Origin of the sequence: Rhizobium bangladeshense, from assembly GCF_017357245.1 — a bacterium.
Classification (GTDB): domain Bacteria; phylum Pseudomonadota; class Alphaproteobacteria; order Rhizobiales; family Rhizobiaceae; genus Rhizobium; species Rhizobium bangladeshense.
Genome location: NZ_CP071614.1, coordinates 450,987 through 461,863, shown reverse-complemented (window position 1 = coordinate 461,863; position 10,877 = coordinate 450,987). Strand labels below are relative to the sequence as shown.

The following is a 10,877-nucleotide window of genomic DNA, read 5'->3' as shown; positions in this document are numbered from 1 at the left end:
TTCCTTTTCGATGCGCTTTTCTGTCAACATAGCGTCAAAAAGCGTATCGAAAGTGACACGATTCGGGATTTACGGCAACAATAGGGGTCAGGGCGCCGCGGTTGGCGGAGTTGGCCGCGGCCAACTCCCTACCCCGCCCTTGCGGCCGGCCCAGTTTTTGGGCAAGACCGCTTGGACTCACGGGGAATATCCGCTTGAAGCATATCAGTATCATCGGAATTGGCACCGGCAATCCCGAGCACGTCACTATGCAGGCGATTAAAGCGATGAACGCCGCCGACGTGATCTTTCTGCCGCTCAAGGGCGCCGGCAAGGAAGAACTCGCCGAGATCAGGCGGGAGATCTGCGAGCGCTATGTCACCCGCTCAGGCACCCGGGTCGCGGAATTCGAGGTGCCGCAAAGGCAGATTGCAGACAGAACCTACGCACAAAGCGTCGATGCCTGGCACGGTCAGATCGCCAACATCTATCGAGAGTTGATATCGGGCCTGCCGGACGGCGGCACCGGCGCCTTTCTCGTCTGGGGTGATCCCAGTCTTTACGACAGCACGATCCGCATTATTGAACGCGTGCGTCGATCAAACAGCATTGATTTCGACTACAGCGTGGTTCCCGGCATCACCAGCATCCAGGCTCTGGCGGCCAGTCACAAAATCCCGCTCAACCTCGTCGGCAAACCCGTCGAGATCACTACCGGGCGGCGGCTGGCGCAAGATGGACTTCAGAGCGACAGCACCGTCGTCATGCTCGATGGCGAACAGGCCTTTGCTAAGGTCGACGATCCCGATGCCGAGATCTTCTGGGGCGCCTACCTTGGCACCGGGGACGAGATCATCAGATCGGGGCGGCTCGGAGACATCGCGGCCGATATTCAGGCGCTCCGGACCGAAGCCAGACGGCGGCACGGCTGGATCATGGACATATATCTCCTGCGCAAGGGACGTGACTTCGAGGAATAGCCGTCGCCATGATGTTTTGCCGCGCCGGTCGCGATCATGTAAGAGATCGTCAGAGGATTGAGAATGGGCACGAAGGCCGCCAAGGCGATCGACAGGACAGGCACGGCGGATCTCCATGATCGACCGCCGGCGAAGATACGTCCGCGCGGCGCCTGCCCCGCGCTTGCCGCACCCATGCCGACTGGCGATGGCTTGCTCGTGAGGCTGCGGCCGGCGGGCGGCGCCTTGACGCTGTCGCAATTCTTGGCCCTCACCTGCGCGGCGGCAGAGCATGGAAACGGCATCTTGGAAATCACCGCGCGCGGCAACTTGCAGATCCGCGGATTGCGGCCCGAAACTGTGGGCCGGCTCGCTGCCGATCTCGATACGGCCGGAATCGCCGTGCCAGACGGTCCCGCCGTCGAGATATCGCCACTGCACGGCATCGATCCCGAAGAGATAAGCGACCCGGCAGCGCTGGAAAAGACGTTGCGCTGCAACCTCAGAGAGCTGCTCGCCTCGCCGCGGCTCGCGCCGAAACTCTCGTTCATTATCGACGGCGGCGGAGCGTTCGGGATGTCGGCCCTTGCCGCCGATATCCGTATCGTCGCGCAACCCGGCGCACAATGGCTCGTTGCCATCAACGGCGACGGCGAGACGGCAATGCCGGTCGCGAACGGCTCCGCTGAGGAGGCGATATCAGCCGTTGGGGAGATTCTCGAACTGCTGGCGGTCGGGCAGAGCAGGAGGGCGAGGGATATCGATCCGGACCTTCTGCGGGCACGCTTTCCGGCTATGGACACCATCCGATTTCGTCCGTCAGAACAGACGCCGCTTACCGGCTTGCACCGGCTGAAGGACGGAAAGCACGTGCTCGGCGTCCGGCCGGAATTTGGCCAGATGAGTGCGTCCGATCTGACCGCCCTGCTCGAAGACGCAAGAGCTCACGGCGCTACAGCCATCAGACTTGCGCCCGGCCGCGGCTTCTTCTTCACCGGCTTTCCGGCAGATACCGCGCCGGCTCTGCAGACATCTGCGAGCAAACATGGCTTCACCGTGCAACCCGGGGAAAAAAGTGAATATATCGCAGCCTGCGCCGGCGCCGGCGCCTGCAGCTCCGCTTTCTACGAGACGAGAACCCAGGCGCGCCGCTTAATTGCCGCAGCACCCGTTCTCTTCGACGGATCTCTGACCATCCATCTCTCCGGCTGTTTGAAAGGCTGCGCCCAGGCCGGGCCGGCGCTGACCCTGACCGGATCGGCGGAAGGTTTCGACCTCATCCTCGACGGGCTTGCTTCAGATCTGCCGGATGAACGGATCGCTGGCGGTCGGATCGATTTCGCTATAGAGAGGCTCGCCCGGTCCATCGAAGACAACAGGAGCGCTGGCGAATCGGCCGCCGCCTGCCTTACACGGCTTGGCGCAACCGGCGTTTCGAAGGCGCTGCGACAGGAATAGCAATGCCAGACTACGATTATATCCGCAGCGGCGACGCGATCTACGAGCGTTCCTTTGCAATCATCCGCGCCGAGGCCGAACTTTCGCGTTTCACCGAAGATGAGGCTGAAATCGCCGTTCGCATGATCCATGCCTGCGGGCTGGTGGAAGCGGCGAAGCATTTCGTCTTTTCCACAGATTTCGTCAGCACCGCGCGCGATGCACTCAAGACCGGCGCGCCGATTTTCTGCGATGCGGAAATGGTGTCGCACGGCGTCACACGGGCACGGCTGCCGGCGCTGAACGAGGTGGTCTGCACGCTACGCGATCCCGCAACGCCGGAACTCGCACGGGAGATCGGCAATACACGCTCGGCCGCCGCCATGCATCTCTGGCTCGAAAGGCTCGGCGGAAGCATCGTCGCCATTGGCAATGCGCCGACGGCGCTCTTCCACCTTCTCGAACTCCTGCGCGACGGCGCGCCGAAACCCGCGGCGATCCTCGGCATGCCCGTCGGGTTCGTCGGCGCGGCGGAATCGAAGGATGCGCTGGCAGAAAATTCCTATGGCGTTCCCTTCGCCATTGTGCGCGGCCGGCTCGGCGGCAGCGCCATGACGGCAGCCGCCATCAATGCGCTTGCGAGGCCTGGCCTATGATGACATCAGGCCGTCTCATCGGCGTCGGCACGGGTCCCGGCGATCCCGAGCTTCTCACCCTCAAGGCCGTGCGCGCCATCGAAGGCGCTGACGTCATCGCTTATTTCGCCAAGCAGGGTAGGGGCGGCAACGGCAAGGCGATCGTCGAGCCGCTGCTGAAAACAGGGGTGACGCTGTTGCCGCTCTACTATCCCGTCACCACCGAGATCGACAAGGGTGACAAACGCTATCAGAGCCTGATCACCGAATTCTACGACTGGTCTGCAAGAGACATCGCCGGGCATCTCGACGCCGGCCGGACCGTCGCCGTCCTCAGCGAAGGCGACCCGCTCTTCTACGGCTCGTATATGCACCTGCATGTCAGGCTCTCGAAGCGCTACCCCACCGAAGTGATCCCCGGCATCAGCGCCATGTCCGGCTGTTGGTCGCTGGCTGGCATGCCGATCGTCCAGGGTGACGACGTGCTGTCCGTACTGCCCGGTACGATGGTCGAGGCCGAGCTGACGCGTCGCCTTGCCGATACACAAGCCGCCGTCATCATGAAGGTCGGCCGAAATCTGCCGAAGATCCGCAGGGCGCTTTCGGCCGCCGGCCGGCTTGCCGAGGCCGTCTATGTCGAGCGCGGCACCATGGCGAGTGCGGCGATGGAGAAGCTTGCCGACAGGGCCGAAGGCGATGCGCCCTACTTCTCGCTCGTGCTGGTGCCGGGCTGGGAGGGCAGCCGATGAGTGGCAGGCTTTTCGTCATCGGCACCGGCCCGGGCAACCCTCAGCAAATGACTGCGGAAGCGCTGGCAGCAGTCGATGCGGCGACGGATTTCTTCGGCTACGGACCTTATCTTGATCGGCTGCAGCTCCGCTCGGATCAACTGCGGCATGCCTCTGACAATCGCGAGGAGCTCGACAGGGCAGGGGCGGCGCTTTCCATGGCGTCGGATGGCGCCAACGTCTGCATCGTCTCCGGCGGCGATCCCGGAGTATTCGCCATGGCCGCCGCCGTCTGCGAGGCGATCGAGAAGGGGCCGGCGGCCTGGCGCGCCGTCGATCTCACCGTGCTCCCCGGCGTCACGGCGATGCTGGCGGTGGCAGCAAGGGCCGGCGCGCCGCTTGGCCACGATTTCTGCGCAATATCGCTATCAGATAACCTAAAGCCTTGGAATGTCATAGAAAACCGGCTGGAGCTGGCGGCAAAGGCGGGGTTCGTCATCGCGCTCTATAATCCGATCAGCCGGGCGCGGCCCTGGCAACTCGGCGAGGCTTTCAAGCTATTGCGCCACCATCTGCCAGCAACAACACCGGTGATTTTCGGGCGCGCGGCCGGGCGGCCAAACGAGCGCATCGCGGTGCAGCCGCTATCGGAGGCGGATGCATCGATTGCCGATATGGCGACCTGCATCATCATCGGCTCCGCCGAAACGCGGATCGTCGCGCGTCCCGGCAAGCTGGACCTGGTCTATACGCCGCGTTTCATGGCGGGAGGGAAGAGGTGATCGATCGCCGCAAGCGCCGCCTCGACCGTTTCGACCGATTCGACCATAGACGAGGGCGCGCGCGCCACCATCATCACCTCAATGCCGAGCAAACGGGCCGCCTCGATCTTAGCATAGGTGGCGGAGCCGCCGCTGTTCTTGGCAATGATGACATCGATATGATGCTGTTTCAGCAAAGCGCATTCACTTTCCATCCGGAACGGGCCGCGATCGAGAATATATTCGACATTCGCAAGCGTGAGCGGCGGTTCGACGGGATCGACGCTGCGGATGAGATAGTGATGTTGCGGCGCCGCTTCCGCGTGGTGAGCGCCCTGCCGGCCGGTTGCCAGGAAGACATGGCGGGGAGATTGGCCGAGGGCCGCGAGGGCCGCCGGAATGCTGCGGGCTTTGCGCCAGCGATCGCCCGGCAGGCGTTGCCATTCGGGCCGGCGCAGGGCGATCGCAGCGACATGGGCGGCCTCGGCCGCGATGGCGGCATTTTCCGAAATTCGTTCTGCGAAAGGGTGCGTGGCATCGATCAGCAGTCCGTAGCCGCCGGCCTTCAGAAAGTCGGCAAGCGCCAAGGCACCGCCGAAACCACCGACCCGGACTGGAACAGGCTGCGCAGCCGGTTTTTCGGTACGTCCGGCAAGCGACAGCAGAACATCGCAATCATCAAGCGCCGCGAGCCCTTCGGCGAGCAGGCGCGCCTCTCGGGTGCCGCCGAGGATCAGGATGCGAAGCCTTCCCATGTCTGATGTCTTTCCCACTTGCACACAGCGCTGGCTGACTATTATCGGCATCGGCGAAGATGGTCCAGCAGGGCTGGGTGATGAGGCGAAGGGGCTGCTCGCGGAGGCTCCCGCGGTCTTCGGCGGAGCGCGGCACCATGCGCTTGCCGCATCGCTGATATCGGGCGAAAAGCTTGCCTGGCAGAGTCCCTTCGAGCACTCGGTCAATGCCGTCCTTGAAAGGCGCGGCACCCCTGTCGTCGTGCTCGCCTCCGGCGATCCGTTTCTCTACGGCGTCGGCGCAACCCTCTCGCGCCGTGTAGCGGCGGAGGAAATGCGTGTCATCCCCGCGCCATCGGCCTTCAGCCTTGCCGCCTCCCGGCTCTGCTGGCCGCAGCAGGACGTGACGGCGATCTCGCTGCACGGGCGGCCGCTCGACCTGGTCCGACCGCATCTGCACCCCGGGCGGCGCATCATTGCTCTGACTTCTGATGAGAAGGGACCCGGCGAGCTCGCTGCTCTCATTGCCGCCGCAGGCTTCGGTCAGTCACAGCTTACCGTAATCGAAGCGTTGGGCGGTGCGCGGGAACGACAAAGAAGCGTCGTGGCGGCGGCTTTCGATCTCACCGACATCGATCCCCTGAACGTCTGCGCGCTTGAGATTGCGGCAGGGGAGGGGGCTCGCATTCTGCCTTTTGCCGCAGGTCTCGAGGATGGTTTGTTCGAGCACGACGGCCAGATCACCAAACGGGAGATCCGGGCGATGACGCTTTCGGCGCTTGCGCCACGTCATGGCGAACTGCTCTGGGACGTCGGCGCCGGCTCGGGATCGGTCGGCATTGAGTGGATGCTGGCCGATCCGTCACTGAAGTCGATCGCCGTCGAGCAATCGCCGGAGCGTGCGGCGCGGATTGCCCGCAATGCATCCGCCTTTGGCGTGCCGCATCTCGCCGTCGTCGAGGGTTCAGCGCCCGCTGCGCTGAGGGGCCTTCCGGAGCCGGATGCGATTTTCCTCGGCGGCGGCGGCAGCGAACCTGATGTCATCGATACTGCCACTGCCGCGCTGAAGCGGGGAGGGCGGCTCGTCGCCAATGCCGTAACGCTGGAGATGGAAGCCGTGCTGTTTTCCGAACATGCCAAACGCGGCGGCTCCCTCACGCGGATCGAAATATCGCGCGCTGCGCCGCTTGGCGGCATGAACGGCTGGCGGCCGGCCATGCCGGTGACGCAATGGCGCTGGACGAAAGGATAATGGGATGACGGTGCATTTCATTGGCGCGGGGCCGGGTGCCGCGGATCTGATCACGGTGCGTGGCCGCGATCTCATCGCCCGCTGCCCGGTCTGCCTCTATGCCGGCTCGATCGTCTCGCCGGAACTGCTGCAATATTGCCCGCCTGGCGCACGCATTATCGATACTGCCCCGATGTCGCTCGATGAGATCGAGGCGGAATATCTCCGCGCCGCCGCCGCCGGCCAGGACGTCGCCCGGCTGCACTCCGGCGACCTCTCCGTCTGGAGTGCGGTGGCCGAGCAGGCGCGCCGGCTGCAGAAACTTGGCATCGCCTATACGATGACACCCGGCGTTCCGGCCTTTGCCGCTGCGGCCGCAGCACTCGGACGAGAACTGACGATCCCGGCCGTCGCCCAAAGCCTGGTTCTGACCCGCGTTTCCGGGCGGGCTTCACCGATGCCGAACGGAGAGACGCTCGCGAAGTTCGGCGCGACGGGCGCCACACTTGCGATCCATCTGGCGATCCATGCTCTGAAGCAGGTAGTCGACGAATTGACGCCGCTTTACGGCGCGGACTGCCCGGTCGTCATCGTTGTCAAGGCCTCCTGGTCGGACGAACGCATCCTCTCCGGCACCCTCTCTGATATCGAAGCAAAAGTTGCGGCCGAACCGATCGAACGCACCGCGATCATCTTCGTCGGACCGTCGCTCGCCGCGGAAGATTTTCGCGAGAGCTCGCTCTATGATCCGGCCTATCAGCGCCGGTTCAGGGGCCGGGAATAGTGTAATCACGATCGGCCGCACGCCGGCGGCCGATCGTGAAGAGAAGCTGCCCCGGATCTCAGACCCGCGCCGTCAGATAATCCATGCTGGCTCGCAGCGCAGCGGCCGGATCCTTGACCGCATGAACTTCCGCAGCAAAAGGTTCAAAGGAGAACGGACCCTTGTAGCCCGCCTGAATAAGCGCCTTGATCTGCCCTGCATTATCGAGCCGGTCATCGCCGCCTACGAGCACGCGATGGGAGTCGCGCATCTCCGCAACGGCAACCGAGGGATCGCTGACGCCGGAAATGTGTACGAGGCCAGCCAATTCAGGGAAGGTCGCTGTTTCGCCGGCAAGATGATGGTGGAACGTGTCGTGGACAAGCTTGAAGGTCGATTGCGCGCCGAGCGCCTTGATCGCCTCGGCCGCCTCGGTCTTCGAGCGCAGCGAGCAGATCTCGAAACCGAGCGGTTCGACGAGGCCGATAATGCCGGCTTTATCAAGCATTGGCTTCAGCGCGGACAATGCCTCACGCAGGTCGACCTGACGTTCGCCGTCGGCGCAGCCGGTGCCGTCGTTCTTCGGAACGAGGACGAGCGCCTTGGCGCCCGATGCGCTGGCATAGTCGATCAGTTTTTGCGCTTCCCTGGCGCGGGTTTCATTCCATTCGTTGAAGCGCTGCAGGGCGTTGATCGAAATGATCGTCAGGCCGTGACGGGCGGCCGCCTGCCTGATCGCCTCGGGCTGGGTGCCGTCAAGAATGGCGTTGCCGGAAAGGTCGTTGCGGATCTCGACCGCATCGATGCCGAGCGATTTTGCCAGCGCGAAGAAATCATCGATGGCAAGCGATGGCGCGGCCATGTGGTTGAGCGCAAAGCGGATCGAAGTCATGACTGATATATCCTCCTCGTCTCCGCGTCGCGCGGAGCAGTTCCTCGTGAATGGGCGGGCGAATCTCTATCCGAATTTGCCCGGCAATCCATCCGCCATCGCCGCCTCGCGCCTTCATTTCTGAAAGAATTTCCGCGACAATGAGGGAGTTACATCATTCCTCAGATATTCTCGGAAATATAAATGTCGAAAGGTAGGAAGGATTGGCCGGGAACGGCAGCCTCCCCATGCTCTATCGCGCCGAGCATCAGCGATAAAAGCTCCTTGCAGAGAGCGGGCAGGGGAGTGGCGACCACCATGGTGACGATGTCGTCGGCAAGACCAGCCTTGCTCTCCGGCGTCAACTCGTTGACGACAAGCACGATCCGGCCGCCGACATTCTCTTCACGGAATGCCGAAATCGCCCCCTCCATGCCGCCGCCGCAGACATAAAGGCCGACAAGGTCGGGGTGTTTCTGCAGCAGCGTCAGCGTTGCCTCATGGGTGATTTCGGCGGTCTCCAGATTGATCAATGTTTCGACGACATCGAATTCAGGGGCATTCTCCCGGAAATAGGAGCGGAAACCGATCTCCCGCAGCTCATGACCGTGAAAGCGATGGCTGCCGACGAAACAGGCGACTTTCCCCGGCTTGTCCGCCGTTCGCGCGATCATCCAGGCTGCGGTGCGTCCGACCTTGCGGTTGTTCACGCCGACATAGGCGTCGCGCACGCCGGTGGCGAGATCGGAGAGCAGCGAGAAGACGGGAATGCCGCGCTCCTTCAGTTCCTCGACCGCCGTGGTTACCGCAGGATAGTCAGGGCCGACGACGGCAACGGCCTGATTGCGTGCGCCAAGTGCCTTGATCTTCTCGTTGATGGCGGCAGGGGTCGTCGCAGCGGGGTATTCAATCTGAATCTGGAGACGGGCGGTGGTGACGGCACGCGCAGCTGCTTCGATTTCGCGGGCGAAGGCCTGATAGAAGGCCTGCGTCGGTTTCTGCAGCAGGAAGGCGAGCTTGTATTGCGGCAGATCCTCGAAGACACGCTGCCGGATGAGGCCGACAGCGTGATAGCCGATTTCCTGAGCCGCATCATAGACCCGTCGCGCCGTTTCCTCCCGTACGCGATGGCGAGCATTGAGAACACGGTCGACAGTGGCGACGCTGACGCCGGAGGCGCGGGCAAGATCGGAGATGGTGGGGCGGCGCATTGAGTGTTCCTGATGTATTCAATCATGAATGCGAGCCACTTGTGATGGCTTTTGATAGATTACATCAAGCCTGCATTGAGCCTCTCCCAAAGTCAACCTATTCTGCCGGCAACAGCATAACGGGAGGCGGACAATGGCGACCCAGCCAAAGAAGCGTGACTACGACCTGCTCGGGGAAAGCGGCCGCACCGCGGTCGAGATGGGACTGGCGGCTGCCGAATGGTATCACACCGAGATTGCGCGCAAGGAGATGAAGGCGCTGATGCAGCGCTCCGATGCGCCGGCGATCCGTGACACGGTCATCTGGCTCGGCAGCATGGTGGTCCTTGCCGGTCTCGGCATCTATTTCTGGGGCTCCTGGATCGCACTGCCCTTCTTCCTCGCCTATGGCGTTCTCTACGGCTCTGCCTCCGACAGCCGCTGGCACGAATGCGGCCATGGCACCGCCTTCAAGACACGCTGGATGAACGACGCCGTCTACCAAATCGCCTGCTTCATGATCATGCGCAATCCGGTGACCTGGCGCTGGAGCCACACGCGCCATCACACCGATACGGTCATCGTCGGCCGCGATCCGGAGATCGCCGTCATGCGGCCGCCGGATCTCTTTCGGCTGATCCTTAATTTCTTCGGCATCCTCGACGTCTGGCATGCCGTCCTCGACATGCTTCGCAACGCCGTCGGTGTGATCAGCGCGGCGGAAAAGACCTTCATTCCGGAAATGGAGCAGCCGAAGGCGATCCGCATCGCCCGTATCTGGCTGGCGATCTATCTTGCGACGATCGCGGTTGCGGTGGCCACCGGCTCGATCCTGCCGCTGATGCTGATCGGCCTGCCCCGCCTCTACGGCGCCTGGCATCATGTGCTGACCGGGCTCCTGCAGCATGGCGGCCTTGCCGACAACGTCATCGATCACCGGCTGAACAGCCGCACGGTGTATATGAACCCGATCAGCCGCTTCATCTATTGGAACATGAACTATCACGTCGAACATCACATGTTCCCCATGGTGCCCTATCACGCGCTGCCGCGGCTGCACGCGATGATCAAGCACGATCTGCCGGCGCCGAACCCGTCGATCTGGTCGGGTTACCGTGAGATGATCCCGGCTTTCCTGCGCCAGCTACGCAACGAGGATTATTTCCTGAAGCGGGAACTGCCGGCCACCGCCCGGCCCTACCGCGAAGAATTCCACAACGAACTCGCCCAGGCGGCACAATAGTCACAATCGAGGGAGCATAGAGATGAGCGGAAACTGGATCGAAGTCTGCGGCAAGGACGAGATCGACGAAGAGGATGTCATCCGATTCGATCATGGCGGGCGCACCTTCGCGGTCTACCGGAGCCCCGACGACGAATTCTTCGCCACCGACGGGCTCTGCACGCATGAACAGATCCATCTCGCCGACGGGCTTGTGATGGATGAAATCATCGAATGCCCGAAACATAACGGCCGCTTCAACTACAAGACGGGCGAAGCCAAGGGCGCTCCGGTCTGCGTCAATCTCAAGACCTATCCGGTGAAGATCGAAGGCGACACTGTCTTCATCGCGGTCTGAGGGAGGCGG

General features: G+C 62.9%; 13 protein-coding genes. 10 read left to right on the top strand and 3 right to left on the bottom strand.

Annotation, left to right across the window (positions count from 1 at the left end; genetic code table 11):
- Positions 1–194: 194 nt before the first annotated feature.
- The 5 genes from cobF to J2J98_RS26045 all read left to right on the top strand — a co-directional run bounded on the left by cobF (position 195) and on the right by J2J98_RS26045 (position 4,520).
- The gene (cobF, locus tag J2J98_RS26065) at positions 195–959 is read left to right on the top strand and encodes a precorrin-6A synthase (deacetylating) (protein WP_207603653.1); all 765 of its coding nucleotides are present in this window, start codon (positions 195–197) and stop codon (positions 957–959) included.
- A 63-nt stretch (positions 960–1,022) separates the two neighbouring features.
- Positions 1,023–2,396 (top strand): precorrin-3B synthase, encoded by a 1,374-nt coding sequence (gene cobG / locus J2J98_RS26060; protein WP_207603652.1) that lies wholly within the window; start codon positions 1,023–1,025, stop codon positions 2,394–2,396.
- A 2-nt stretch (positions 2,397–2,398) separates the two neighbouring features.
- Positions 2,399–3,031: a precorrin-8X methylmutase gene (locus tag J2J98_RS26055; protein ID WP_064707379.1), complete on the top strand. Its 633-nt coding sequence runs from the start codon at positions 2,399–2,401 to the stop codon at positions 3,029–3,031.
- Positions 3,028–3,759 carry a precorrin-2 C(20)-methyltransferase gene (locus J2J98_RS26050; RefSeq protein WP_207603651.1) on the top strand — a complete coding sequence of 244 codons (732 nt, stop codon included), beginning with the start codon at positions 3,028–3,030 and terminating at the stop codon, positions 3,757–3,759. Before J2J98_RS26055 ends, J2J98_RS26050 begins: the two co-directional genes overlap by 4 nt.
- Complete coding sequence (locus tag J2J98_RS26045; RefSeq protein WP_207603650.1) at positions 3,756–4,520, top strand: precorrin-3B C(17)-methyltransferase; 765 nt, start codon at positions 3,756–3,758, stop codon at positions 4,518–4,520. Before J2J98_RS26050 ends, J2J98_RS26045 begins: the two co-directional genes overlap by 4 nt.
- On the opposite strand, the gene J2J98_RS26040 is transcribed toward J2J98_RS26045, so the two are convergent.
- The gene (locus J2J98_RS26040) at positions 4,484–5,254 is read right to left on the bottom strand and encodes a cobalt-precorrin-6A reductase (RefSeq protein ID WP_207603649.1); all 771 of its coding nucleotides are present in this window, start codon (positions 5,252–5,254) and stop codon (positions 4,484–4,486) included. The genes J2J98_RS26045 and J2J98_RS26040 overlap by 37 nt on opposite strands.
- On the opposite strand from J2J98_RS26040, the gene J2J98_RS26035 reads away from it, so the two are divergent.
- Positions 5,253–6,485 carry a bifunctional cobalt-precorrin-7 (C(5))-methyltransferase/cobalt-precorrin-6B (C(15))-methyltransferase gene (locus J2J98_RS26035; RefSeq protein WP_064713288.1) on the top strand — a complete coding sequence of 411 codons (1,233 nt, stop codon included), beginning with the start codon at positions 5,253–5,255 and terminating at the stop codon, positions 6,483–6,485. The two genes, J2J98_RS26040 and J2J98_RS26035, sit on opposite strands and share 2 nt — an antisense overlap.
- Positions 6,486–6,489: 4 nt before the next feature.
- Positions 6,490–7,248, top strand: coding sequence for a precorrin-4 C(11)-methyltransferase (cobM, locus tag J2J98_RS26030; RefSeq protein WP_207603648.1), 759 nt, complete (start codon positions 6,490–6,492; stop codon positions 7,246–7,248).
- Between the two features lie 58 nt (positions 7,249–7,306).
- On the opposite strand, the gene J2J98_RS26025 is transcribed toward cobM, so the two are convergent.
- Complete coding sequence (locus J2J98_RS26025; protein ID WP_207603647.1) at positions 7,307–8,119, bottom strand: TIM barrel protein; 813 nt, start codon at positions 8,117–8,119, stop codon at positions 7,307–7,309.
- Between J2J98_RS26025 and J2J98_RS30725 the strand changes: the two genes are divergently transcribed.
- A complete protein-coding gene (locus J2J98_RS30725; protein ID WP_259665012.1) occupies positions 8,118–8,243 on the top strand; it encodes a hypothetical protein in 126 nt (41 codons plus the stop codon). The two genes, J2J98_RS26025 and J2J98_RS30725, sit on opposite strands and share 2 nt — an antisense overlap.
- Positions 8,244–8,280: 37 nt before the next feature.
- Here the strand turns inward: J2J98_RS30725 and J2J98_RS26020 are convergent, their stop codons facing one another.
- Positions 8,281–9,309, bottom strand: coding sequence for a LacI family DNA-binding transcriptional regulator (locus tag J2J98_RS26020; RefSeq protein WP_064707386.1), 1,029 nt, complete (start codon positions 9,307–9,309; stop codon positions 8,281–8,283).
- A 133-nt stretch (positions 9,310–9,442) separates the two neighbouring features.
- Here J2J98_RS26020 and J2J98_RS26015 point away from each other — a divergent pair, with 133 nt between their 5' ends.
- Both J2J98_RS26015 and J2J98_RS26010 read left to right on the top strand, forming a co-directional pair.
- A complete protein-coding gene (locus tag J2J98_RS26015) occupies positions 9,443–10,531 on the top strand; it encodes a fatty acid desaturase family protein (RefSeq protein WP_207603646.1) in 1,089 nt (362 codons plus the stop codon).
- A 22-nt stretch (positions 10,532–10,553) separates the two neighbouring features.
- Entirely contained in the window at positions 10,554–10,868 is a 315-nt protein-coding gene (locus J2J98_RS26010) for a MocE family 2Fe-2S type ferredoxin (RefSeq protein WP_138396202.1), read from the top strand.
- Positions 10,869–10,877: the final 9 nt, after the last annotated feature.